Below are 24422 nucleotides of genomic sequence, written 5' to 3' on the forward strand. Positions count from 1 at the left end.
GGGCGGAAGTGGGGGCTCTCCTTGGTGGGACGGGCGGGGCGTCTGTATGAGGGGTACGGCGACGGGGTGCGGTCGGGTGGGAGGCGCGTATGAGGGGGCGGGCCGCATGAAGTTCACGGTCGACGGGTCTCGCCTCGACAGGTGGCCGCCCGTATGACGGTCACCGCCGATGGGTCCCTGGACGCGCAGGCGCCGTACGACGTGGTGATCGTCGGTGCCGGAGTGGTGGGCTGTGCGATCGCCCGCCGTCTCGCCGGGCACGCGCGTCTGCGCGTCGCCCTCGTCGAGGCGCAGGACGACGTGGGCCAGGGCACCTCGAAGGCCAACACCGCGATCCTGCACACCGGGTTCGACGCGACCCCGGGGACCCTCGAAGCCCGGCTCGTGCGCGAGGGCGCCCGGCATCTCGCCGCGTACGCTGCCGAGTCGGGGATCCCGGTCGAGCCGGTCGGCGCTCTCCTGGTCGCCTGGGACGAGGAACAGCTCGCCGCCTTGCCCCGGCTGGCCGAGAAGGCCCGGCGCAACGACTGCCACGACACCCGCACCCTCGGCCCCGCCGACCTCTACCACCGCGAACCCCGCCTCGGCCCCGGCGCCCTCGGCGCCCTGCACGTTCCCGGCGAGAGCATCATCTGTCCCTGGACGACGACCCTGGCATACGCCACCCAGGCTGTCCGGCACGGAGTCGACCTGCACCTCAACTCGCCCGTACGGCAGGTCAGTCGGAAGGACGGCGCCCACCTCCTGACGACCACCCGCGGCACCCTCCGCTCCCGCCACCTCGTCAACGCCGCCGGACTGCACGCCGACTCGCTCGACCGGCAGCTCGGCCACCACGACTTCACCGTCACCCCGCGCCGCGGCCAGCTCATCGTGTATGACAAGTTCGCCCGTGCCCTGGTCCGCCACATCCTGCTGCCCGTCCCCACCGCAGTCGGCAAGGGCGTCCTGGTCGCCCCCACGGTGTACGGCAATGTGCTCCTCGGCCCGACCGCCGAGGACCTGCACGACAAGAACGCCACCGACTCGACCGCCGACGGACTGGCGCTGCTGCGGGAGAAGGGCCGCCATATCCTGCCCGACCTGCTCGCCGAGGAGGTCACCGCCGTCTACGCCGGCCTGCGCGCCGCCACCGAGCACGACGACTACCGCATCGGCGTCCACCCCGAGCAGGCGTACATCACCGTCGGCGGCATCCGCTCCACCGGCCTGACCGCGTCGCTCGCCATCGCCGACCATGTGGCGGGGTTGCTCGTCGACACGGGCCTCGACCTGGGCCCCGCCGGCGACCTGGAGCCGGTGCGCATGCCCAACCTCGGCGAGGCCTTCCCCCGCCCCCACCAGCGGCCCGAACTCATCGCAGCCGACCCGGACTACGGCGACCTCGTCTGCCACTGCGAGCGCGTTTCCCGCGGAGAGATCCGCGACGCCTTCGCCAGTACGATCCCGCCGCGCACCCTCGACGGACTGCGCCGCCGCACCCGGGCCCGAGCGGGCCGCTGCCAGGGGTTCCACTGCGGGGCGGCGGTGCGGGCACTGTTCGAGGAGGCCCGCGCATGACACGCGAGGTGGACGTTCTGGTCGTCGGCGCCGGTCCGGCCGGGCTCGCGGCCGCCGCACGCCTGGCCGCCGCCGGGGCGGGCCGGATCGAGGTGCTGGACCGGGAGCAGCGGGCCGGGGGAGCGCCACGGCACTGCGCCCACGGCGGTTTCGGCACCTGGCTCCACCCGCTGACCGGCCCCGCCTACGCCCGGCTCCTCACCGGCGCGACGGTGCGCACCGGAGCCGTCGTACGGACCGGGGTGACCGCGCTCGACTGGACGGGCCCGCTCAGCCTGGCGACGGTGAGCCGGGACGGCCCGGAGACGATCACCGCGCGGGCGGTGCTGCTCGCGACCGGCTGCCGGGAACGCCCTCGCACGGCCCGCCTGATCCCCGGCACCCGGCCCGCGGGCGTCTACACCACCGGCGAACTCCAGCAAGCCGTGCACCTGTACGGGCAGCACATCGGCACCCGGGCGGTGATCGTCGGCGCCGAGGACGTCTCGTACGCCGCCGCCGACACGGTACGGGCGGCAGGAGCCGAGGTCGTCGCCATGCTCACGGACCGGCCGGGTGCCCGGACGTCCCTCGCCCGCGCCCTGGACACCCGCCTCCGCCGCCGTATCCCCCTCCTGACGCACACCACCGTCACCGAACTCCTCGGCCACGGGCGGCTGTCCGGCGTCCGCGTCCACCACCGCGACGGCCGCACGACCGTGCTCGCGGCCGACACGGTCGTCTTCACCGGCGACTTCGTGCCCGAGCACGAGCTCGCCCGGCGCGGCGGCCTGACCCTGGACCCCGGCACGCGCGGCCCCGCCGTCGACGCAGGCCGGCGTACCTCGCGCCCCGGTGTGTTCGCCGTCGGCGGCCTGCTCCACCCCGGCGAGAGCGCGGCGACGGCGGCACGCGAGGGCGCGCGGGCGGCGGTCGCCGTGGGGGAGTGGCTCGCAGGGGCCGAGTGGCCGGACGACGACATCGGATCGCCGGGCGGGACCGTGACACGTCTGTGAGCTTCAGACGGCGGTGAGCGTCACAGTCCCTCAGCCTCACAGGTCCGTGAAAGAGCCGTGCCTCCCGGCACCCGAGGCGAACCGCGCCGCACCCTCCAAGCTCTCCAGCAACACGCCCATCCCGTACCGGAGTTCACCCCGCATAGCCGTCGTCTCGTCCAGCCCCTCCTGGTCGAGCACGGACGCCCGGTCGGCGCGCAGACACGCCTGCGGGAACCCGGCGATCGCGGCGGCCAGTGCCTCCGCCTCGGCGCGGGCGTGTCCGGTCGGCACGACACGGTTGGCGAGCCCCATCTCGTGGGCCTCCCTCGCCGGCACCGGTCGTCCCGTAAGGATCATGTCCAGCGCGCGGCTCGTGCCGATCAGCCGGGGCAGCCGTACCGTGCCGCCGTCGATGAGCGGCACGCCCCAGCGGCGGCAGAACACCCCGAAGACGGCGTCCTCCTCGGCGACCCGCAGATCGCACCAGAGCGCCAGTTCGAGGCCGCCGGCCACGGCGTGCCCGGCGACCGCGGCGATCACCGGCTTGGACAGCCGCAGCCGGGTCGGTCCCATCGGACCGTCCCCGTCCTCGGTGACCTGGTTGCTCCGGTCGCCGCCGAGCGCCTTGAGGTCGGCGCCGGCGCAGAACGTGCCGCCCTCGCCCCACAGCACCGCCACCCGCGCCTCGTCGTCCGCCTCGAACTCCCGGAAGGCGGCGGCGAGTTCGGCGGCGGTCGGGCCGTCGACGGCGTTACGGACCTCGGGGCGGGAGAGGACGACGGTGGTCACGTGTCCGTCGCGCTCGACGCGGACCGGCATGGTGGGGCCCCTTTCCGTGGGTCGGATTCCGTGGGTCGGATTCCATGGGTTGGATTCCGTGGGTCGGACCCGCACGTTACTGAGCCGTCAGATGACCTTCCAGCGCACCAGCGCCCCCAGCGTCAACGCCCCCGGCAGCAGCGGCAGCCACACCGTGATGATCCGGTACCCCAGCACCACCGCCGTCGCCACCGCCACCGGGCCGCCCGCCGCCACCAGCGCCACGATCAGCGCCGCCTCGACCGAGCCCAGCCCGCCCGGCGTGGGCACCAGGGCGACGGCGACGGTCGCCGCCAGATAGGCGAGCGCCATGTGCACGGGCGGCACGTCCAGCCCCAGGGCGAGCCCGACCAGGACCAGACCGGATGCCTGCAGGGTGGGGAAGGCCAGCGAACCGCCCCACAGCGCCAGCGCCCGGGACGGGCGGGTGTGCACGGAGCGCGCCTCGTCCAGCGCGGTGCGCAGGAAGGAGAGCACGGCGGTGCGCAGCCGGCGTACGAGGGCGAAGACGGCCACGACCACGACGGCCGCCACGCCGATGACGAGCAGCACCGGGCCCCATGCCCCCTCCGGCAGGAGCGGGCCGAGACGCAACGCGTCGGGGAAGGCGATCAGCAGCGCGGCCAGCAGACCGACGCGGGCCACGCTCTCCGCGAGCAGATACAGCGCCAGCGCCGCCGAGGAGCGGGCGAGCGGCAGCCCGCACACCGTCATGAAGCGCAGGTTGACCGCGCTCGCGCCGAGCCCGGTGGGCAGCAGATGGTTGGCCGACCCCGCCGCGAACTGTGTGACGAGCAGCCGCAGTCTGGGCAGCCGGTCGATCACCGCACCCTGCCGGGTCACCGCCGCCGCGACCCAGGTCAGGCAGGTGGCGCAGGCCGCGGCGAGCAGCCACGGCCACTTGGCCGTCGCCAGATGGCCGATGCCCTCGGCGAGCACGGACCGGTGCCGCACCGCGACCACGACGACGAGGACGAGGGGGAGCAGGCACAGGATCTGGCGGAGCGGGAGGCGCCGGAGCAGGCGTCCCGCGGGGAGTCGTACGGCTGTCACATTCGGAGAGGTTCTCCGCGCTGCGACAACGCCGGGTTGCGGGAGCGCAGACGGCGTCTTACGGACCGGCTGCGGACGGCTGTCGATCTTCCCCAAGCCGCTGATATTGACCTCAACGCTGCTTGAGGTTCTACGTTCGTGCCCATGAGTATGGAGACCACAGCCTGGACACAGCTGTACGGCGTCATGAACGCCCAGCGGGAGCGCCGTCCGTTCGCCCGCGCCACGCTGCGCCGCATCGTCGCGTTCGCCCGCCCGCACCGCCGTAGGATCGCGCTCTTCGTCGTGCTCGGGGTGGCGGCCGCGCTGCTCGCCGTCGCGACCCCCGTACTGGCCGGCGCCGTCGTCGACGCGATCGTGACGCGCGGCGACGAGGGCAGGGTGGTCCGCCTGGCCCTGCTGATCGCCCTGATCGCGGTGGCGGAGGCGGCGCTCGGGATCCTCGCGCGGCGCCTGTCGGCGAGGCTTGGCGAGGGTCTCATCCTCGATCTGCGGGCGGCTGTGTTCGATCATGTGCAGCGCATGCCGGTCGCGTTCTTCACACGCACTCGTACGGGAGCGCTCGTCTCCCGTCTCAACAACGACGTGATCGGCGCCCAGCGCGCCTTCAGCAACACGCTGTCCGGAGTGGTCAGCAACCTCGTCACGCTGCTGCTCACGCTCGCCGTCATGCTGACCCTGTCCTGGCAGATCACCCTGCTCGCCCTCGTCCTGCTCCCGGTGTTCGTGATCCCGGCCCGCCGCGTGGGCCACCGCATGGCCCATATGCAGCGGGAGGCGGCCACGCTCAACGCGGCGATGGGCACCCGTATGACGGAGCGCTTCTCGGCGCCCGGCGCCACGCTGGTCAAACTCTTCGGGCGCCCGGAGGAGGAGTCGCAGGAGTTCGCGGTACGGGCCCGCCGGGTCGCGGACATCGGCGTACGGACGGCGACGGCCCAGTCGATGTTCATCACCGCGCTCACCCTGGTGTCCGCCCTGGCCCTCGCCCTGGTCTACGGCCTCGGCGGCTGGTTCGCCCTGCGCGGCACCCTGGAGCCGGGCGCCGTCGTCTCGCTGGCCCTGCTCCTGACCCGCATGTACGCCCCGCTCACCGCGCTCGCCGGCGCCCGGGTCGAGGTCATGAGCGCGCTCGTCAGCTTCGAGCGGGTCTTCGAGGTGCTCGACCTCAAGCCGCTGATCGAAGAGAAGCCGGACGCGAAGAAGGTCCCCGACGGCCCCGTGTCGGTGGAGTTCGACAACGTCCGCTTCGGCTACCCCTCCGCCGACAAGGTCTCCCTGGCCTCCCTGGAAGAGGTCGCGACCCTCGACACGCGCGGCGGCGCCGAGGTGCTGCACGGCATCTCCTTCCGCGCCGAACCCGGGCAGACGGTCGCCCTGGTCGGCTCGTCCGGCGCGGGCAAGTCGACCATCGCCCAGCTGCTGCCGCGGCTGTACGACGTCGACGAGGGCGCCGTGCGCGTGGGCGGCGTCGACGTACGTGACGTGAGCGCCGAGTCCCTGCGCGGCACCCTCGGCATGGTCACCCAGGACGGCCACCTCTTCCACGACAGTGTCCGCGCCAACCTGCTGCTGGCCCGCCCCACCGCCACCGACGACGATCTCTGGGACGCCCTGCGCCGCTCCCGCCTCGACGATCTCGTACGGTCCCTGCCCGACGGCCTCGACACCGTGGTCGGCGAGCGCGGCTACCGGCTCTCCGGCGGCGAACGCCAGCGCATGACGATCGCCCGGCTGCTGCTGGCCCGCCAGCGTGTCGTCATCCTCGACGAGGCCACCGCCCACCTGGACAACACCTCCGAGGCCGCCGTCCAGGAGGCGCTCACCGAGGCGCTGCAGGGCAGGACCGCGGTCGTGATCGCCCACCGGCTGTCCACCGTGCGGGCCGCGGACCAGATCCTGGTGATCGAGGCCGGCCGGATCGTGGAACGCGGCACCCACGAGGAACTGCTCGTGGCCGGCGGGCGGTACGCCGAGCTGTACCGAACGCAGTTCGAAGAGCGGCAGAGCGACGACGTCACGGAGGTCGAGACGGCGGCGTAAGCGGATCTACAGGGCGCGTCAACCCCGCAGGATCACACAAAGTCCGACAGGATGATTGATTCGTTTCTGTTCGCATCCTAGGGTTCGTTCGGTTTACGAACAGCACCGCACACGATCTGACGCTCCCTCAAGCCCCGCGCAGCGCACTGTCGTCCCTAGGAAGGTCACGGTCATGCCGCACGCTCCCGAGTCTCCCGCCGGCCACCCGAGCCGCCCCCAGGGCGTGCCCGTCAGCCGGCGCCGCCTCCTGGAGGGAGGAGCCGCCGTCCTCGGCGCGCTCGCCCTGTCCGGATCATCCGCCGCCACGGTGCACGCGGCCGACGGGGCCGGCACGGTGGCCGGCACCCCGGAGTGGAACGGCAACATCAGCCTCTTCGAGGTCGGCGCCGAGCCTGCGCACACCACGCTGATGCCGTACGCGGACGTCAGACAGGCGCTGGCTGCCGACCGCACTCGTTCGCCGTACCGCATGAGTCTCGACGGCAGGTGGAGGTTCGCCTACGCCGACCGCCCCGACGACCGGGACGCCGACTTCTACCGCACCGACGTCGACGACCGGGACTGGGACACGATCCCCGTCCCCTCCGTGTGGCAGATGCACGGCTACGACCGCCCGATCTACGTCAACATCACCTACCCGTACTGGGGCCCCAACGGTCTCGGCGAGGACCCGCAGCCGCCCGCCGCGCCCACCCGCTACAACCCCGTCGGCCAGTACAGGCGAACCTTCACGGTCCCGAAGGACTGGTCGGGGCGTCGGACCTTCCTGCACTTCGAGGGCGTCAAATCCGCCCACTACGTGTGGATCAACGGCGAGTTGGTGGGCTACAAGGAGGACTCCTTCACCCCCGCCGAGTACGACATCACCAAGCACCTCAAGCCGGGCACCAACCAGATCGCGGTCGAGGTGTACCGGTACTCCGACGGCGACTGGCTGGAGGACCAGGACATGATCCGGCTGAGCGGCATCTTCCGCTCGGTCCACCTCTACTCCACCCCGCCCGTGCACCTGCGCGACTTCAAGCTGGACACCCCGCTGAGCGACGGCTACAAGGCGGCCGACCTGTCGGTCACCGCGAGCGTGCGCGACTACGGCGGGAGCGGGGCCGGACGGTACACCGTCGAGACGCAGTTGTACGACGCGACCGGGCACCCCGTCTGGTCCCGCCCGCTGCAACTCCCCGTCGACGTGGCCGCCGCAGGCAAGGACGCGACGGCGACAGCCACCAAGGCCGTCCCCGACCCGGAGCTCTGGTCCGCCGAGCACCCGTACCTCTACACCGCCGTCCTGCGGCTGCGCGACCCGGCCGGAAAGCTGATCGAGACGCTGTCCCACCGCGTCGGCCTGCGCGAGTTCGCGCTCAAGGACGGGCTGATGCGGATCAACGGCAAGCCGGTCTCCTTCCGCGGCACCAACCGGCACGAGATGCACCCCGACCGCGGCATCGCGCTCACCCGCGCGAACATGATCGAGGACATCACGATCGCCAAGCGGATGAACATCAACTCGGTCCGCACCTCGCACTACCCGAACAACCCGATCTGGCTCGAACTCGCCGACGAGTACGGCCTGTACCTCGTCGACGAGACCAACCTCGAGACCCACGGCATCCGCGGCGAATACCCCGGCAACCACGCGGACTGGACCGAGGCCTGTGTGGCCCGCGCCCGGAACATGGTCCACCGCGACAAGAACCACGCCTCGGTCGTCATCTGGTCGCTCGGCAACGAGGCGGGCACCGGCAGCACGTTCGTCGCCATGCGTGACTGGATCAAGTCGTACGACACCACGCGCGTCGTCCAGTACGAGGGCGACGACCGGCCGACGATCAGCGACATCCGCTCGGAGATGTACGACAGCCCGGCCACTGTCGAGTCCCGCGCGAAGAACACGAGCGACACCCGGCCGTACGTCATGATCGAGTACTCCCACGCGATGGGGAACTCCAACGGCAACTTCAAGAAGTACTGGGATCTCGTCCGCCGCTACGACGTCCTCCAGGGCGGCTGGATCTGGGACTTCATGGACCAGTCCCTGAGCTGGCCCACCCCGACCCGCAAGCAGTTCACCGAGGCCGGTCCGGGCGCGCTGCGCGGCGAGATCCTCGCACCCAGCGGCACCTTCGACCGCGCCAAGGGCATCTCGGGCGGCACCGTCTTCGCCCGCGACGCAAGCCTCGACCTCACCGGCTCCCTGACGCTGGAGGCGTGGATCACCCCGCACGTCACCGGCTTCCACCAGCCGATCCTCGTCAAGGGCGACACCCAGTACGCCCTGAAGCAGAGCGACAAAACCCTCGAGTTCTTCATTTACGGCGGCGGTCAGTGGGTCACCGCGAGCTGGGCGCTGCCCGACGGCTGGACCGGGACCGAGCACCACGTCGCGGGCGTCTTCGACGCGGACGCGGGCAGGCTCACCCTCTACGTCGACGGCGAGGCGAAGGCCACCCGCACCAGCACCCAGAAGCCCGCAAAGAACACCGCCCCCCTCGCGCTCGCCACCGACATGGACAACCCCAGCCGGGAGTTCAGCGGCACCATCCGGCGGGCCCGCGTCTACGCCCGTGCCCTGAGCGTCGGTGAGCTGGCGTCCGACAGCCGTGGTCCCGGTGACGACGGGGTGCGGTTCTGGTTCGACGCGGCGATGGTCGCGTTCACCGAGAAGCGGCCCAAGGAGAAGACGTTCTTCGCGTACGGCGGCGACTGGGGCGACAACCCCAACGACTTCAACTTCGTCGCGGACGGCATCGTCACCGCCGACCGCAGGCACACGGGCAAGGCCGCAGAGATCAAGCGGATCTACCAGGCGATCAACGCCGCTCCGGCCTCCGGCGACCGCCTCGCGCCCGGCACGGCGATCACCCTCACCAACGAGAACCTGTTCACCAACCTCCGCGAGTTCGACGGGCGTTGGGCGCTCGTCGCCGACGGCGAGGTCGTGCAGCGCGGCAGGCTGAGCCGTGCGCAGCTGGATGTCGCCCCGCTGACCGACAAGGAGATCACGGTCCCCTTCAAGGTGCGGGGCAAGCCGGCGCCGGGCGCGGAGTACTTCCTCGAACTCTCCTTCCGCACCAAGGAGACGACGAAGTGGGCGAAGGCCGGCTTCGAGGTCGCCAAGCAGCAGCTCGCCGTCGACGCGGGCAGCCCGGCGGTGACCCCGAGGCCGCTGGACAGTGTCCCGGCGCTGACCCACGAGGACGCAGACGACTCGGTCGTCGTCACCGGCGAGGCCTTCTCCGTCACCTTCGACAAGAAGACCGGCGTCATCACCTCGTACAAGGCCCACGGCACCCAGTTGATCGCCTCCGGTCCCGCGCCGAACTTCTGGCGGGCGCCCACCGACAACGACCACGGCAACGGCCAGCACGTCCGCAACCAGACCTGGCGCGACGCCGGCGCGGCCCGCAAGGTCACGGACGTCGGTGTGCGCGAGCTGCGGGACCGGGCCGTCGAGATCAAGGTCAAGGGCACACTTCCGACGACCACGCAGTCGTCGTACACCACCACCTACACGGTCTTCGGCAACGGCGAGATCAAGGTCGACAACACCCTGCACCCGGGCGCGGCCGGCCTGCCCTACATCCCGGAGATCGGCACCCTGCTGTTCCTGCCGGGCCGGCTGGAGCACCTGCACTACTACGGACGCGGCCCCGAGGAGAACCACTGCGACCGCAACAACGGCACCGACGTGGGCCGCTACTCCGGGACCGTCTCCGGCCAGTGGGAGCCCTACATTCGCCCGCAGGAGAACGGCAACAAGACCGACGTCCGCTGGGTGGCCCTGACCGGCGGCGACGGCACCGGGCTGCTGGTCTCCGGTGAACCGCTCCTCGAGGTCAACGCCTCGCACTTCACACCGGAGGACCTGTCGGTCGGGGCGCGGCACGACTACCAGCTGACGCCGCGCGAGGAGGTCGTACTCCGCCTCAGCCACCGGCAGATGGGCGTGGGCGGCGACAACAGCTGGGGCGCCCACACCCACGACGAGTACAAGCTGTTCGCGAGCCGCGACTACTCCTACACCTACCGGCTGCGCCCGCTGACCGACGTCGACGAGGCGATGGCTGCGTCACGCAGGCCCACGGCGGTGAACTGATCCCATGAGACCGGGGGTCCCGGCGCACTGCCGGGACCCCAGGCAGTGGCGAAGGTCACGGAGGTCGGAGAGGGCCGGTGCGTAGGCTGGTCACCGTCGTCATGAAAGTCGGCAGTCGGTCAGCATGCGTCCTGGGAGACCTGGGGAATGCTGACCGGACATGCGACTCGTCGTAGAGTACGGAAACAGCCCTTGACCTGCACAAACGCAGGCAGGGAGCCTAGGTTCGGGAGTACCTCTGTGCTGCGTGCAATGTTCAAGTCCAAGATCTAGCCTCTGGACATCTACGCAGGTCAGGGGCATGGTGGCCGAGGCCGGTGCCCACCGGGGGTTTCGGCGTGTGGCGAAGGTCCGACGTAGGCGGCCGGAGGTCGAGGGACCGGAGGGGCCTGCACGTGATCGGCGCCGGCGGGACTCCCGGCTCCTGCGTGACGCCGCCGACCTCCTCGGCCACGCCCTCACGCCCCCTCGAAGCCCACCACGGCAACGGCGACGACCCGCCGCTCTACGCCGTTCGCAGACGTGCCGCCAGCGCCGCCGGGAGGGTGTCCCGGTTCGCGTGGGTCACGACGACGAGCTCGATGCCGGGGCGGCGTTTCAGGGCGTCGGTGAACGGGTCGCTGTGTGCATGAACGGTTGCGATCACGTCGACGGCGGACGCGAAGACGGACTGGACGACCTCCCTGAAGGAAGCGGAGGCCAGCTCCATCCGCCCCAACTCGTCGATGAGCACCAGCTGCCCGGGAAGAGGATCAGCGCAGGCTGCCCGCAGCGCGGGCAGCGCCAACCGGTCCATGACGCCCAGGTCGACGCCATACCGTCCCACCTTCGGGGGCCGAGGGAAGTCGACATGGGCGAGCACGGCTCGGTCGCCGGACGTCGTCTCCAGAGTGAAACCGACCCGGGCGCCGGCCTGGCGGATCTCCTCCGTGGTGAAGCCGACGACGGCACGGCCGGGCACCAGCCCGGACAGCCGGCGCACCACGGTCGTCTTACCGACCCCGGGGCGGCCCTCCAGCAGGATCTTCGTCGCCATAGTGCCCTCCGTTCCGGGTCCGTCCGCGGTCAGCCGCCGACGCGTGTGAGGCCTTACCCAGGGGCCTTTGCTCTCACGACGGCGTGCCTGGGTCGGCGTAGCGGAGCAGGGCGCCCACGCCTCCTTGAAGTGGCACCACGCGCTGCGGTACGACAACCAGTTCGGCACCGGTGCCCACAAGGGCACGCATCAGGGCCTCGTCGGCGCGGTCCTCGTGGGGGGCCCTCACCCCGAAAGAGCTCAACTCGTCCTCGGTCAGGGCGAGCTGGGTCGGCTGGGGTCCGGTCCACAGCCGCAGCGAGGACTCCAGGGGGTGATTGAGCAGCAGCGCCTCGACCTGGCCGCGTTGCAGGGCGGCGATGGCGGCGGGCAAGCCCGCGGACGCCGCTCCGTGCTGCGATCGCCGGGCGATGAACTTCTCCACGAGCGCCTCGTCGTGCGTGGCCATGCCGCCGCGGAAGACGCGGTCGAGTTGCGGCTCCAGCAGTGCGCGGCCGGTGTCTGTGGGGGATCGCCCCCCGACGCGTACGACCCGGCGCCTCAGGCCGACCGGCAGGCGGCGGAGCAGCACATTGCACGCCCACTGGTCACCGCCCAGGAGTACGGCGTCGGCCCGGCGGTGTCGCGCCCAGTCGTCCAGTTCGTGGCCGAGCCGGACGGCGGCACCGTGCCACCCGGCCACCGGGATCCGTCGGTGCAGCCGCTCTCCCGGTGCCACCACGGAGGCCGGCCAGACGCCTGCCTCGGCGTCCACCGTCACCGTGCCGTGGGCCTCTGCCGTAGGCAGTCCGCGGTAGTGCACGACCACGGCCAGGTAGGGGATCTCCGGCACGTGCTGGACCACGAGCGGCATGGCGTCCGGCAGTGTGCTGTAGCGGGCGGAGTCGTGTGCGGGAGGCCGCGGCAGTTCTCCGTCCAGCACCAGCGCCCCGTGCGCGGTGAAGACCGCCTGTCCGTGAAGCCCGGGCACGTCCGTGTCGCCGCCGATGACTCGCTCCAGGGTGGTGAGTGTCGGCCCGTCCGCACCCTGGCGGGCCAAGGCGTTCCGAAGCCGTCGCCAGCGCAACGCGATCGTACGCTCCGGATGCTCGACGTCACGGGATGTGTCGAGGTACACGGAGGCGAACGGCCCCTGCTGCGCGTAGAGAGGCTCCAGGAACGACAGTCGCATCACCTTCACTCCACCTTCGATGATGACGCCCCCGGAGCCGGATCCGGAACAGCTCAGATGCGGAACAGGACGACCCCCGCGGCGACGGATCCGGCCACGGCACCGCCGTAACAGAGGAGGCTGATCGCGAGGCTCAGATTCTTGAGTTGTAGGCCGTCGTACAGGGTGTATCGGAAGCGGTGCGCCCAGTGGAAGAGGCACAGCAGGCACAGCCCGAAGAGGATCACCTTGGTGGCGGGGTGGCGCAGCACCGACAGCAGGTGGGTGTGGTCGGGGGCCGACAGCCAGCCCAGCGGAAAGGCGATGCCGAACAGGAACAGCAGGATGGGGACCAGTAGAGCTGCGGCCATGCCGCCCGCGCTGAAGAGCAGCCACAGCAGCGGTTCAGGTGATCTCCTGGCCATCTTCACCCCTTGAGGATCAGCCACGCCACAGCCGCCGTCAGAAGCGCCCACAGCAGGTAGTGCGTTGCCACGATCGGGCCCGGCCGGACGCGTCGGCCGCGCAGGCGTACCGCCATGGCCCGCGGGGCCAGGCCGAACCAGGTGAGGGTGTGCAGCAGGACGAAGAGCAGGGCGATCACGTTCAGCAGGACGACCCACCACTGCCCGCTCCAGTCCTGGAACCGCTCGTACTCGCCGCTGCCCTCGGCGATCGCACCAGCCATGAGCAGCAGGAACACGACGAACCAGGCGATGAAGACGCCGCTCAGCTCCCGCAGCACGAAGACGAGGTAGGCGCGGCGCCGGAGCCACCAGAAGGTGGGGACAGGCTTCCGGTACGGTGCCGGCCCGGACCCCCCAGCCGGCCCCGGCCGCCGCGACGCGGGTGTCCGGCTCATCGCTGTCCCCACGGCCAGAGGAGGTCCTTGAGCGACCGCGTGGCTGCCGTGAGCTTGTAGCGTTGGATGGCGCCGGCCGGGTCGACACCTTTGGGGCAGGCCGTGGTGCACTCGCCGACCAGGGTGCAGGCCCACACGCCGGCGGCGGAGCTCAGCACATCCCGCCGGTCGGCGGCTCCCTCGTCCCGTGAGTCGAGGTTGTAGCGCTGGGCGAGGGCGATGGCCGCGGGCCCCACGAAGTCCGGATCGAGCGCATACACGGGACAGGCCGCGTAGCAGAGCATGCAGTTGATGCACATGCTGTACTGCTTGTACGCGTCCATCTCTTCCGGCGTCTGCAGAAACTCACCCTCGTCGAGGGGCTTGTCCTCGGCACGGATGATCCAGGGCTTGACCTCGGTCAGCTTGTTCATGAAATCGCCGAGCTCGACGACGAGATCGCGGACCACGGGGAAGTTGGCGAGGGGTTCGACCCGCACCGGACCCGGCGCGGAATCCGTCAAGAAGGCCGAGCAGGTCAGCTGCGGCTCGCCGTTGACGGTCATGCCGCAGCTGCCGCAGATTCCCATCCGGCAGGACCAGCGGTAGGAGAGCGTGCCGTCGAGGTGGTCCTTGATGTGGTTGAGCCCATCGAGGACCGTCCACTCCTTGCGCAACGGCACCTCGTAGGACTGCCAGGTCGGTTCGGTCTCCTGCTCTGGCCGGTAGCGGGCGACCTGCAGGGTGATCCGGTCGGTCTCCGGCATGGCTACTGCCTCCCGTACACGCGTTTCCCGGGGGCCCAGCGGGTGACGGTCACCGGTAGATACTCCACCCGCCCGGTGCCGTCGGGCTCGTGATGGATCAGTGAATGGGCGAGGTACCGCTCGTCGTCGCGCGCGGGGAAGTCGGTGCGCTGATGCGCCCCTCGCGACTCCTCGCGGCTCAGCGCGGAGTGGACGATGCTCATCGACACGTCCAGCATGCAGCCCAGTTCCAGCAGGGCGATCAGATTGGTGTTGAAGGTCCGGCTGTGATCGCCGACGGCGGCCCGGCCGTAGCGTTCCCGCAAGTGCGGCAGCGTCTCGGCCGCCTTGGCCAGGGAGTCCCTGTCGCGGTAGATCCCCGCGCCGCTCTCCATGGTGTCCTGCATCGCCGTACGGATGTCCGCGATACGCTCCCGGCCTTCCGCGTGGTGTGCGACCAGGCGCTCCAGGCGGCGGTGCTCGTCGCGGGCCTGCGCCACCACCGCGGCGCCGGGGCCGGTGCCCGTGGCGGCAGCGGCGTACTCGGCGGCCGCCCGGCCGGCCCGGGCGCCGAAGACCAGCAGCTCCGGAAGGGAGTTGGAGCCCAGCCGGTTGGCTCCGTTGATGCTGACGCACGCCACCTCACCTGCGGCGTACAGGCCGTCGAGCCCGGTGGCGCCGTGGATGTCGGTATGGATGCCGCCCATCATGTAGTGCACCACCGGACGCACAGGGATGAGTTCGGTGACCGGGTCGATGTTCTGGTACTTCAGGCACAGCTCGCGCACGAACGGCAGCTTGGAGTCGATGAGTTCCGCGCCGAGGTGGCGCAGGTCCAGGTGGACGACCGGCCCGTGCGGCGTCAGGGTGGTCCTGCCCTTGTCGAGCTCGTGCACGAATGCCTGCGACAGCCGGTCCCGCGGTCCCAACTCCATGCTGCGCATCACCGGCACCGGTTCGGGCTTGCCGAGGTCGTAGTCCTGGAGGTACCGGTAGCCGTCCTTGTTGAGCAGTCGGCCTCCTTCGGCACGGGCGGCCTCCGTGATCAGAATGCCGGTGAAGGGCAGACCGGTGGGGTGGTACTGCACGAACTCCATGTCCTTCAGTGGCGCACCGGCCCGATAGGCCAGGGCCATGCCGTCACCGGTCTTGATGTTGGCGTTGGTGGTGAACGGATAGACCCGGCCGCAGCCGCCCGTGCTCATGACGACGGCTTTGGCGGTGATGGTCTCGACCCGGCCCGTGGCCAGCTCGATCGCCACCACGCCGTGTACTTTCCCGTCGTCGACGAGCAGGGTGCTGACGAACCACTCGTCGTACCTGACGATGTCCCGGTAGGAAAGTGCGGTCTGGAACAGGGTGTGCAGGAGGTGGAACCCGGTCTTGTCGGCGGCGAACCAGGTGCGCATCTTCTTCATGCCGCCAAAGGCCCGGACCGCGATGCGCCCGTCCGCCTGCCGGCTCCACGGACAGCCCCAGTGCTCCAGACGGAGCAGTTCGCGTGGCGCCTCTTGTACGAAGGCCTCGACGGCGTCCTGATCGCACAGCCAGTCCCCGCCGGAGACGGTGTCGTACGAGTGTTCGTCGAGGCTGTCGTCCGCGCCGGCGACGGCAGCGGCCCCGCCCTCGGCGGAGACCGTGTGACTCCGCATGGGATAGACCTTCGAGATGATCGCCACATTCAGCCGCGGATCGGTCTCAGCGATGGCGATGGCCGCACGCAGCCCCGCGCCGCCGCCGCCGATCACCACGACATCATGAGAAGCGGGCATGTCACCACCTCGGTGTCCGCGGCCGGTCAGGCCTCGTGTTCAGCGCTGTGCTCGTCCTGGAGGACTGCGCCATCGTGGCGGACCACCTTGACGTGCACGCTGCCGTCGTGGAACTCACGACGAATCCGACGGCAGCCGCATGCGTACGCCACCCTGTCGACAAACAGCCCCGCGTCGTCGTCCTCCTGGTAGCGCAGCCCGTTGACGAATCGGCCGCACGGAGCCCGCTCATCGGTGAAGTCGATGGTGTTGCCGACCATCACACCCACTTCCCAGCGCTCAACGTGAGCGTACCGCCGGCTGAACGCCCCCGCAGGCGGGAGACAGTCGTATGGGTCGCAATTCCGCGACTTTGCGTAACCCCCCTTCGAGCAATGCGTTACCCGCAAAAGGTGAACCGGCACAATGACGGGGATGGGATGGAAGGAGTATCGACGGGAGAGCGGTTGCATGTCTCTTCGGGAGAGTAGGGCGCAGCTAAAGGACCGGGCCGGGCGGGCGGTGGTCAGGGGCTACGGTGCGTTGGACGGCCGGCCGCCTGTCAGTGAGCTGACCAGGCAGTTGTTTGCGCAAAGCCTTTCCCGGCCACCACTGGTCCGTATCCGCGGCTACTTCGGCGGACCACACGTCCGCTACACCCTCGAATAGAACCCTTTGAGTTTCGGATCAATACAACCTACCCGGACGTAGAATCGCGCCCGCCACCGTCTCCCCCACCCATCCGCAAGTCCTCCGCTCTCCATACCCTTCGGGTCAGCCGATCTTGCCCTTCCCAGCGGCCGGAGGCGACAAGGAGCTGTTGTGCGCGGGGGCGGTGAAGGTCGTTGCGTTCATGCCACCGTCCCCTGCTACATTCCGTCCTCAAGATCGTAAAAACGGGGGCCGGACATGACCGTGCAAGGGCACGCCGGGGGCTATCGCCTCCAGACGAGCGCGATGGACAGCGAGGCGCAGACACTCGACACGGCGGGGGACGACGTCGGTGCCATCGCCAGGGCGGTCAAGGACACCGCCTGCTACACCTCGGACGCACTCGGCGGCTCCGACGCGGGCCCCGCCTACAACAACTTCGCCGTTGACTGGCAGGCAGAGGCCAAGGTCCTGGAGAGCGCCCTGCACGAACTGGCCGACAAGGTGCGGGTGTCCAAGGCGAACTACCAGGGCGCCGAGCACGCCTCCATCCGGGGCATGAGCGCGGCAGGCGGCGAGGGCGTGACGACGATGCCCGCGCCCGCGGGGGATGTCCCCGCGCCGGGCTACCGCACCATGCCCGCGCCCGGCACGCCGCCGCGCGGCCTGTCCGACTTCGGCTGAGCGTCCTTCGTATCGCGTACGAGTCCACACTCCTGCCCTCACCACGACAGAAGGCCGCACCGTCATGCCCGACGCAGGCGAATCCACCACCGACCGCCGTCAGAAGCTCGCCGAGTACCACGACTCCATCTCCTCGGCCGACAGCAAGAACGATCTCATCGGGGCCATCAACAACGCCCTGGGCGTCTCGGCGCCGGTTGGTGAACCCGGGGTCCTCGAGGGTCTCGCCAAGACCTACCGTAAACAGATCGACGACGTCGCCGACGTGCACCGGCGGGTGCAGAAGGTCGCGGGCGAGGGCCTGCCCAACGCCTGGGTGGGCAGCACCGGGGCGCGGGCGTCCGAGGTGGTGATGGCGGCGGCCCGCTCCGCCGAGCAGATGGAGCAGGCGTTCAGCGGCGCGGCCGGCGCCCTGTACCGCTTGGCCGACGCGCTGACCAACGCCAAGGCCCAGGACCAAGGCGGCCGCGAGCAGTTGCGTGAGGCGCTCGGCATGCTCGGCGGTGAGGACGGCTTCTTCGACGACATGGTGGAGAAGGACGCCGAGGAGGCGGAGCGGCTGCGGGCCCGCAGCATCGCGGCCGCAGGCGCCAAGGTGATGCACACCGCAGCGGAAGTGGCCGACGACGCGGCGCGGGCTGCGGCGCGCGACCTCAACAAGCTGGCGTCCGAGGCCCGGGCGGGCCAGATGAAGACCGACAACATCTCCGCCGCGGACCGCCTCGTGCTCGCCGACATCGCGGGCCCCGGCGGCCCGGCGGAGATGAACGAGCTGCTGACCGCGAATGACCTGGAGCGCTCAGGCCGCGCGATGGAGCGCCTCGATGCCCGCGAGGAGGCCGAGTTCGAGCGGATGCTCGCCGAGGCGAAGACCCCGCAGGAACGGGCCTACCTGGTGAAGGCGCTGGCCGCCGGGTACGACGTCAAGGAGGTCGGCGAGTTCCGCGACAAGATCCACGGCAAGGACCCGGACTGGCTGCAGCGGCACTTGACGCCGGTCACCACGGCCGGGGACAGCATGGCCGACGAGGGGGTCCACACCAGCGGTCCCTACGAGGGTGCCAACAAGAACACGGACCAGCAGATGTTCAACGGCGAGAGGTGGTCGCAGGAGGGCAACACCTGCGTGCCGTCGACCGTCGTCACCGGGCGCGCCATGGTCGATCCGGTGTACGCCCTCGAACTCACCGGCGGCCCGTCCGGGCAGGAGGACGACCCTGACGCCTTCCGGGAGCGGCTGCGCGACGAGCAGCTGCGGATGCACGACGAAGGCGACGGCAATGACGCGTACGACTTCCCCTTCGGCTCGACACCCGACGGCATGGACAACGACGGCAAGACCGAGATCTCCAACAAAGAGATCAGTCCGCACACGGGCAGCGAGTACGAGTTCCAGGAGATCCGGAGCGCGGACGACCGCCGGGAGGCGCTGCCCGACATCCAGCGGGCCGTCGCCGAGGGCAGACCGGTGCCGATCGGCGTCGAGGGCGAGGACGAGAACGGCGACCGGGTCGGCCACTCCATGATGATCATCGGTCAGGAGGGCGACATGCTGCAGGTCTACAACCCCTGGGGAACGACCACGTGGGTCAGCGAGGACGACTTCGTCAACGGCAACATGGACAAGGCCTCCGACAAGGACCTGCCCGACGCCTACGGCGTCCACCTGCCCGCCCAGTGAACGGAAGGCCGATCCCCGTGAAGCTCAGCCACCGCCTGTCCACCGCCCTGGCCCTGCCGCTGACGGTCGTGACGCTGTCAGGGTGCGGCCTCGTCGGCCCCGAGACGTTCGGGGCCGAAGACCGGTCCATCGAGGTGGATGCGGGCGACGTGTTCGAGCTGACGCTCCCGGCCAACCCTTCGACGGGCCAGGACTGGAGCGTCGTGCGCCCCGGTCCCGACCGTGCGACAGTGCGCCAGGAGGGCGGCCGGGAGGAAGACTTCGAGGGCGACAGCGGCGCAGACGGGGGTGGTGATGGTACGCAGACCTTCACCTTCCAGGCCGTTGCCGCGGGCACCACGAAGATCAAAATGAGCTACTGCGTGCTGGGTCAGTGCCCCGACGGCGACGACCGCACCGCGACGGGCAGCCCCGGCAACGACCCGGCGTACTTCATCTACACGGTCACTGTGCGATGACCGGAACGGAGGTACCGATGAACCCCAGCAAGACCGACGAAGAGTCAGTGCAAGCCGACGTCGCCATGCTCCTGCGCTACGGCATCGGCGCCCAGGGCCCACGTCGCACCGCCCTGTTCGGCGACGGAGCCGTGGGTGCCGCGGTCGCGCTCGACCGCCTCGGAGTCCGGCCCCGCTCGGTGGCGTTCCTCGGCAGGACCGTCCGCAGCGGCGGCACCGGCTACACCGCCCGGCTGCCGGAGCTGCTGCCCGAGCCGACGGCCTCGGACCTGGTGCGGGGCTGGCTGGATGCGGCCGAGTCGGTGGCCCGGCCCGTGGAGGGCGACGAGGTCGTGGCCCGCTGGCTGGAGGCGGTCGCCGAACTCATCGGGCTGCGCCGCACCACCCGGGAGCGCGCCGCCCGCTGAGCTCAGCTCCTAAAGACCGTGTCCTACGTGGTGAGGCGGACTAGTCGCTTGTAGCAGCACATGGCTGCGGCGAGGCCGAGAAAGGCCAGGTAGTTGCGGGGGATTGCATTCGTAGCGGGGGCTGATTCTTCGGTAGCCGGACAGCCAGGACATGGTCCGCTCGATGACCCAGCGGCGGCGTCCTAATCGTTCGCTGGACTCGATCCCTTTGCGGGCGATGCGCACTCCGATCCGCTTCCACCGCAGCCATCTGCGCAGGTCGGCCCGGTCGTAGGCTTCAGCCCTTCGCTGTCGTGGGTGTTGCCGGCCGAGATACCGATGAGAAGGGGCAGTCCGTTCGCGTCCGACAGGACGTGCATCTTGGAACCCGGCCACGCGCGAGGTCGTGAGACGGAAACCTGGCCCACACCATGACAGCGTTACGGCGGGCCGACTGGATCGGCGCGTCGATGGCGGCTGAGACGTCAGCCGGGGGAGAGATCCGCAGGCTCACTCACGGTAGTCGTACCGTCGGGCAGCGCGGATCCCCAAGCAACTGAGCTCAGCAATCCCCAAGACTCACGCCATCGAACCGATTGCTATGGCCACAGCACCTGTCCGGGCTCAAACGGGCCGTAGGAGTTACTGAGTTTCGTGCGAGTAGCCGAGCAGATGCCAACCACGCCGAGATTGGTGAGGGATTCATCGAGGCGCGCCAGATCGTCAGCGCGCACGAGTGGGTGTTCGAGCAGTGCCCTAATTGCTGTTCTGGACAGCGGCGATGTCCAGACTGGCCAGATCAGAGCAGGTAGCTCCCCGGAGGAGTCCTATGCGGTTGCGGCGCTCGTCATGGTTTCCCCGGTGAGGCGGAAGGTGGCAAAGGCGTGAAGGGCAAGCCAGGTCGCCCCTGGGACACCCTGCTGGGAGGGCTTGCCGTCACCGGTCATAGCCGCGTCGCCGGTTGACCGGTGGTCGAGGTTCGCACCGGTGTAGTCGGGCACGCGTATCCATCCCGTGAGCGCCGCACTGACGTGGGCGCCTTGACGGCGGCACTGTTCGGCGGACTTGACCCAATTATTGGCGAGGGGCATCTGACCGGACGCCGCGAAGAGGGGTGTCGATTCCGTATACCAGACGGGCCCTTGAGGGGACACAAGATTGGCAGTCGCGGTGGCACCCTGCTGTTCCTGTCGTGGTTCGTTGTTCTTTTTGCGGGAGTGACGCACAGCTGATTGACCAGCGCCGCGAACCAACGCGCACGGGGGTCGTTGTCAAGACGCTCCGCCGTCGCGAAATCGCGCAGCAGCCGGTGGGCCTGTTCGATGGGCATACGGAGGGCGTCGTTGGGTGCCCGGGGCTGGTGTCAGAACGGAGGAGGCCCGCACCACCCCGGGCCCGTGGAACCCGGCGCAGCCGCAGCGTCACGCGACGGCCCACCCCCGACGGCAGGGGACATTACGGGCGAACCACCGAGCCACTCAGCGACCGAACCCCGCTGACGGATCGAGGTCAAAGGTGGGTCACGTCGTGCCGCGGGCATTCAAGCTTGGTGTCAGGACGATAGGGGGTGGCAGTTCGCCTGCGAGGAGTTGGTCGACTTGGTGGATGGCCAGTTCGCCCAGCCGTCGCTTGTCGAGGTGGAGGGTGGTCAGTGGCGGGTCGACCAGATCGACGACGCTCAGTCCGTCGTAGCCGACCAGTGCGCAGTCGTCCGGTACTTGGACGCCGAGCCGGCGGGCGGCCCGGAGCGCGCCGATCGCAACCAGGTCGTTGAAGGCGACCACGGCGGTGAGGTCTGGGCGCGCGGCGTACAGCGCCTCGAACGCGGCGGCGCCCCCGGCCGGGGACTGCTCACCCATGACAACCCAGCCCTCGTCGACGGGCAGCGCGTGTTCGCCGACGACTTCGAGGAAGGTGCGGCGCCGGACCATCGGGGCGCTCACACACTCGCAGTCGATCATGCCGATCCGGCGGTGACCCCGGTCGATGAGGTGCTGCATCCCGGCCCGGATTCCGGCCGCGGTGTCGATGTGGACCAACGCGTGGTTCGACGAGTCCAGCCCGCGATCGACGAGGACCAGCGGCACGGTGCCCACGTACGGCTCGAGCTGCGCATCGGGATGGCTGATGTAGCCGACAAGAGCGTCAACCTGTTGGCCGAGTGAGCGGACCAAGGCCAGCTCCCGGGACCGATCGTTCTCGGTGCTGGCCACGAGCACCTGCCAGTCGCGTTCGTCCGCGGCCGCAATCACTCCTGCCACGAACTCCGGGAAGAAGGGGTTGACCACGTCGGGGACGATGAGCCCGACGGATACGACGTCCGGGCGGACCAGCCCCCGGCCGAACCGGCTGGGCCGGTACCGCAACTGCCGTGCGACATCGAGCACGCGTTGCTGAGTCCCCGGGTCGATCTCGCCCTTGCCGTTGATTGCCCGGGAGACGGTCTGATGGGACACGCCTGCCGCCTGAGCGACGTCGCGGAGCGTGACGCGCTTGACGGTTCTCACACCCCGCGCCCGCTGATCTTCCGTTTCCCGCTGTCCGGCCACGCTGCCCACTCACTTCTGTTCCTGTGCCGCCCTGTGTCCAAGTGAATCAGGTTCACCGGCCTGCCGCGCCATCACCGGCCCGGCACTGCCACGAGAGCAAGGCAGCGCTGGGACGCCACCGGCGGATCGTGAGCCGTCTGGCGGCGGGCGTTGACGGAATCTGCGCCCTGGGCAAGAATCCCGTTAGCGGTCACGTTAACGGTAACGGACCAGCGAAGGAGAGTACAGTGGCTCATTTGAGGGGCCCTCTACCGCACGAGCCCCACCCGATGTTCCGTGGCGTGTTCCGCGGCTGGCACGCAAAGGCCGGCGTCTTTTCGGCGCTGCCGGACGCACCTGTGGAGCCGGATGATCCGCAGCCTTGGTGGCGCCAACTGAGAGTTCGGCGGCAGAAGCCGAGCAGCGGTGGATCTTCGCTCAGTCGGTCCACAACGTGTCCCCGGGGCTGCCCTGCTCCCAGTGGGGATGGTCGGAGCTGACAAGAAGCGTTCCCTGGTTCGAGGTTCAGATCCTCCGGCTAGGGGCGGATCGAGGGTGAGTCCGCGGCAGCGAGGCGACGAACGTGCCGATCGCCAGAACATTGCTGCGAACCCCGGTCGCAATGACGCCTGGGAACGGCGAACCAGCGCACAACAGTTGCCGCAGTGGCCACCGAATAAGGCTCACGGAGATGAGTGAAGCGCCCCCGCCCCGACCGACGCCTGATCCGGGACAAGGCGTCGACCTCGTTGTGACTGAGAGAATGACCATGCACGATGACCAAGCGGACGTGACCACCGAAACCGTTGCGACCTTGATCCAGGAACAGTTCCCTCGGTGGAGCGGCAAGGCGATCCGACTCCTGCCGTCGACCGGGACGGTCAACGCCATCTTCCGCATCGGGAACGACCTCTCGGCGCGTTTCCCACTGCGTCTGGCCGATGCCCCGAGGGGTTGCGTCCATGGGGATGGTGTACGGGTTCGACCTGATCCGGGGGTTTGCTCCGGCGTCGGGATGATGCCCGCATAGATGAACGGCCACCGGCTGATCTTCGAGGTGTCGAAGCCCGAAGGAGATCAGCACGATGACCGCACCCGACAGTCTGCCCCTGCACGCCCTCGCCGAGGACAACCTCGCCGCGGCGAGTCCCGATCTGCTGCGCGCGATGGTCAAGACGTTCGCCGACGCACTCATGTCCGCCGAGGCGGATGCCCTCTGCAATGCCGAATACGGGCAGGTCAGCGAGGAGAGAGTCAACCACCGCAACGGCTACCGCCCGCGCGAGTGGGACACGAGGGCCGGCACGATCGAACTGGCCATCCCCAAGCTGAGGCAGGGCAGTTACTTCCCGCATTGGCTCCTGGAGCGCCGCCGCCGGGCCGAGCAGGCCCTGATCTCGGTGGTCGCCACCGCCTACCTGCTCGGTGTCAGCACCCGCCGGGTCGAGAAGCTCGCCGAGTCCCTCGGCGTCACCCAGCTGTCGAAGTCCCAGGTCTCGGCGATGGCCCGGCACCTGGACGAGCAGGTCACCGCGTTCCGCAACCGGCCCCTGGACGCAGGGCCCTACACGTTCGTCTGGGTCGACGCCCTGACCCAGAAGGTCCGTGAGGGCGGCCGGATCATCAACGTCCACGCGCTGATCGCGGTCGGCGTGAACACCGACGGGCACCGCGAGATCCTCGGCCTGGACGTGGCCACCGCCGAGGACGGCGCCGGCTGGCCGGCCTTCCTGCGCTCGCTCATCGCCCGCGGCCCTGGCCGGCGTCCAGCTCGTCGTCTCCGACGCCCACGCCGGTCTGGTCGACGCCATCGGTGCCGTCCTGCCCGGCGCTTCCTGGCAGCGTTGCCGCACCCACTACGCGAGGAATCTGCTGAGCCAGGTGCCGAAATCGGCCCAGCCCTGGGTGGCCACCTTGCTGCGGACCGTCTTCGAACAGCCCGACACCGACGCCGTGAAGGCC

18 protein-coding genes and 5 pseudogenes (1 of these 23 running past the window's edge) are annotated in these 24422 nt (G+C 69.9%); 11 read left to right on the forward strand and 12 right to left on the reverse strand.

Features of this window, described 5'->3' with window-relative positions:
* Positions 1 to 153: 153 nt before the first annotated feature.
* Both ADL12_RS06405 and ADL12_RS06410 read left to right on the forward strand, forming a co-directional pair.
* Positions 154 to 1560 (forward strand): FAD-dependent oxidoreductase, encoded by a 1407-nt coding sequence (locus tag ADL12_RS06405; protein WP_062699442.1) that lies wholly within the window; start codon positions 154 to 156, stop codon positions 1558 to 1560.
* A pseudogene (locus ADL12_RS06410) lies at positions 1557 to 2513 on the forward strand (NAD(P)/FAD-dependent oxidoreductase); the annotation flags it as partial. The gene ADL12_RS06405 and the pseudogene ADL12_RS06410, both read left to right, overlap by 4 nt.
* Positions 2514 to 2591: 78 nt before the next feature.
* Here the strand turns inward: ADL12_RS06410 and ADL12_RS06415 are convergent.
* Both ADL12_RS06415 and ADL12_RS06420 read right to left on the reverse strand, forming a co-directional pair.
* On the reverse strand, positions 2592 to 3356 hold the full coding sequence (locus tag ADL12_RS06415) for a crotonase/enoyl-CoA hydratase family protein (protein ID WP_062699446.1): 765 nt from the start codon (positions 3354 to 3356) through the stop codon (positions 2592 to 2594).
* Positions 3357 to 3443: 87 nt separating this feature from the next.
* Entirely contained in the window at positions 3444 to 4409 is a 966-nt protein-coding gene (locus tag ADL12_RS06420) for a lysylphosphatidylglycerol synthase transmembrane domain-containing protein (RefSeq protein WP_079051869.1), read from the reverse strand.
* Positions 4410 to 4559: 150 nt separating this feature from the next.
* Between ADL12_RS06420 and ADL12_RS06425 the strand changes: the two genes are divergently transcribed.
* Both ADL12_RS06425 and ADL12_RS06430 read left to right on the forward strand, forming a co-directional pair.
* Positions 4560 to 6452: an ABC transporter ATP-binding protein gene (locus ADL12_RS06425; RefSeq protein ID WP_062699448.1), complete on the forward strand. Its 1893-nt coding sequence runs from the start codon at positions 4560 to 4562 to the stop codon at positions 6450 to 6452.
* 172 nt (positions 6453 to 6624) lie between these two features.
* Positions 6625 to 10548 carry a glycoside hydrolase family 2 TIM barrel-domain containing protein gene (locus tag ADL12_RS06430; RefSeq protein WP_062699450.1) on the forward strand — a complete coding sequence of 1308 codons (3924 nt, stop codon included), beginning with the start codon at positions 6625 to 6627 and terminating at the stop codon, positions 10546 to 10548.
* Positions 10549 to 11053: 505 nt separating this feature from the next.
* Here the strand turns inward: ADL12_RS06430 and ADL12_RS06435 are convergent.
* The 7 genes from ADL12_RS06435 to ADL12_RS06465 all read right to left on the reverse strand — a co-directional run bounded on the left by ADL12_RS06435 (position 11054) and on the right by ADL12_RS06465 (position 16353).
* Positions 11054 to 11584, reverse strand: coding sequence for an NTPase (locus ADL12_RS06435; protein WP_062699452.1), 531 nt, complete (start codon positions 11582 to 11584; stop codon positions 11054 to 11056).
* A gap of 73 nt (positions 11585 to 11657) precedes the next feature.
* Positions 11658 to 12755 (reverse strand): baeRF2 domain-containing protein, encoded by a 1098-nt coding sequence (locus tag ADL12_RS06440; RefSeq protein ID WP_062699484.1) that lies wholly within the window; start codon positions 12753 to 12755, stop codon positions 11658 to 11660.
* A 53-nt stretch (positions 12756 to 12808) separates the two neighbouring features.
* Positions 12809 to 13159 carry a fumarate reductase subunit FrdD gene (gene frdD / locus ADL12_RS06445; protein ID WP_062699454.1) on the reverse strand — a complete coding sequence of 117 codons (351 nt, stop codon included), beginning with the start codon at positions 13157 to 13159 and terminating at the stop codon, positions 12809 to 12811.
* Between the two features lie 2 nt (positions 13160 to 13161).
* Positions 13162 to 13596, reverse strand: a complete 435-nt coding sequence (locus tag ADL12_RS06450) for a fumarate reductase subunit C (protein ID WP_062699456.1) — start codon at positions 13594 to 13596, stop codon at positions 13162 to 13164.
* Positions 13593 to 14342: a succinate dehydrogenase/fumarate reductase iron-sulfur subunit gene (locus ADL12_RS06455; protein WP_062699458.1), complete on the reverse strand. Its 750-nt coding sequence runs from the start codon at positions 14340 to 14342 to the stop codon at positions 13593 to 13595. Before ADL12_RS06455 ends, ADL12_RS06450 begins: the two co-directional genes overlap by 4 nt.
* Before the next feature lie 2 nt (positions 14343 to 14344).
* Positions 14345 to 16093, reverse strand: a complete 1749-nt coding sequence (frdA, locus tag ADL12_RS06460) for a fumarate reductase (quinol) flavoprotein subunit (RefSeq protein WP_062699460.1) — start codon at positions 16091 to 16093, stop codon at positions 14345 to 14347.
* Positions 16094 to 16119: 26 nt separating this feature from the next.
* The gene (locus ADL12_RS06465; protein WP_062699461.1) at positions 16120 to 16353 is read right to left on the reverse strand and encodes a hypothetical protein; all 234 of its coding nucleotides are present in this window, start codon (positions 16351 to 16353) and stop codon (positions 16120 to 16122) included.
* Between the two features lie 628 nt (positions 16354 to 16981).
* Between ADL12_RS06465 and ADL12_RS06470 the strand changes: the two genes are divergently transcribed.
* From ADL12_RS06470 to ADL12_RS06485, 4 genes are all read left to right on the forward strand, one after another.
* On the forward strand, positions 16982 to 17407 hold the full coding sequence (locus tag ADL12_RS06470) for a WXG100 family type VII secretion target (RefSeq protein ID WP_107119843.1): 426 nt from the start codon (positions 16982 to 16984) through the stop codon (positions 17405 to 17407).
* Between the two features lie 64 nt (positions 17408 to 17471).
* Complete coding sequence (locus ADL12_RS06475) at positions 17472 to 19088, forward strand: WXG100 family type VII secretion target (protein ID WP_062699465.1); 1617 nt, start codon at positions 17472 to 17474, stop codon at positions 19086 to 19088.
* A gap of 17 nt (positions 19089 to 19105) precedes the next feature.
* Entirely contained in the window at positions 19106 to 19546 is a 441-nt protein-coding gene (locus ADL12_RS06480; protein ID WP_062699467.1) for a protease inhibitor I42 family protein, read from the forward strand.
* 17 nt (positions 19547 to 19563) lie between these two features.
* The gene (locus ADL12_RS06485; RefSeq protein WP_107119844.1) at positions 19564 to 19953 is read left to right on the forward strand and encodes a hypothetical protein; all 390 of its coding nucleotides are present in this window, start codon (positions 19564 to 19566) and stop codon (positions 19951 to 19953) included.
* Between the two features lie 23 nt (positions 19954 to 19976).
* On the opposite strand, the pseudogene ADL12_RS55435 reads toward ADL12_RS06485, so the two are convergent.
* The 3 genes and pseudogenes from ADL12_RS55435 to ADL12_RS06490 all read right to left on the reverse strand — a co-directional run.
* Positions 19977 to 20333, reverse strand: a pseudogene (locus ADL12_RS55435) (transposase); the annotation flags it as partial.
* A 426-nt stretch (positions 20334 to 20759) separates the two neighbouring features.
* Positions 20760 to 21158, reverse strand: a complete 399-nt coding sequence (locus tag ADL12_RS58335) for a type I-G CRISPR-associated protein, Cas3-extension family (RefSeq protein WP_425265070.1) — start codon at positions 21156 to 21158, stop codon at positions 20760 to 20762.
* A gap of 294 nt (positions 21159 to 21452) precedes the next feature.
* Positions 21453 to 22490: a LacI family DNA-binding transcriptional regulator gene (locus tag ADL12_RS06490; protein WP_062699470.1), complete on the reverse strand. Its 1038-nt coding sequence runs from the start codon at positions 22488 to 22490 to the stop codon at positions 21453 to 21455.
* A 733-nt stretch (positions 22491 to 23223) separates the two neighbouring features.
* Between ADL12_RS06490 and ADL12_RS56155 the strand changes: the two are divergent.
* From ADL12_RS56155 to ADL12_RS58345, 3 pseudogenes are all read left to right on the forward strand, one after another.
* Positions 23224 to 23406 (forward strand): annotated as a pseudogene (locus ADL12_RS56155) (aminoglycoside phosphotransferase); the annotation flags it as partial.
* A gap of 139 nt (positions 23407 to 23545) precedes the next feature.
* A pseudogene (locus ADL12_RS58340) lies at positions 23546 to 24202 on the forward strand (IS256 family transposase); the annotation flags it as partial.
* Positions 24203 to 24269: 67 nt separating this feature from the next.
* Positions 24270 to 24422 (forward strand): annotated as a pseudogene (locus tag ADL12_RS58345) (transposase); it runs 332 nt beyond the window's last position.

The organism is Streptomyces regalis, from assembly GCF_001509475.1.
In the GTDB taxonomy this organism is placed as follows: domain Bacteria; phylum Actinomycetota; class Actinomycetes; order Streptomycetales; family Streptomycetaceae; genus Streptomyces; species Streptomyces regalis.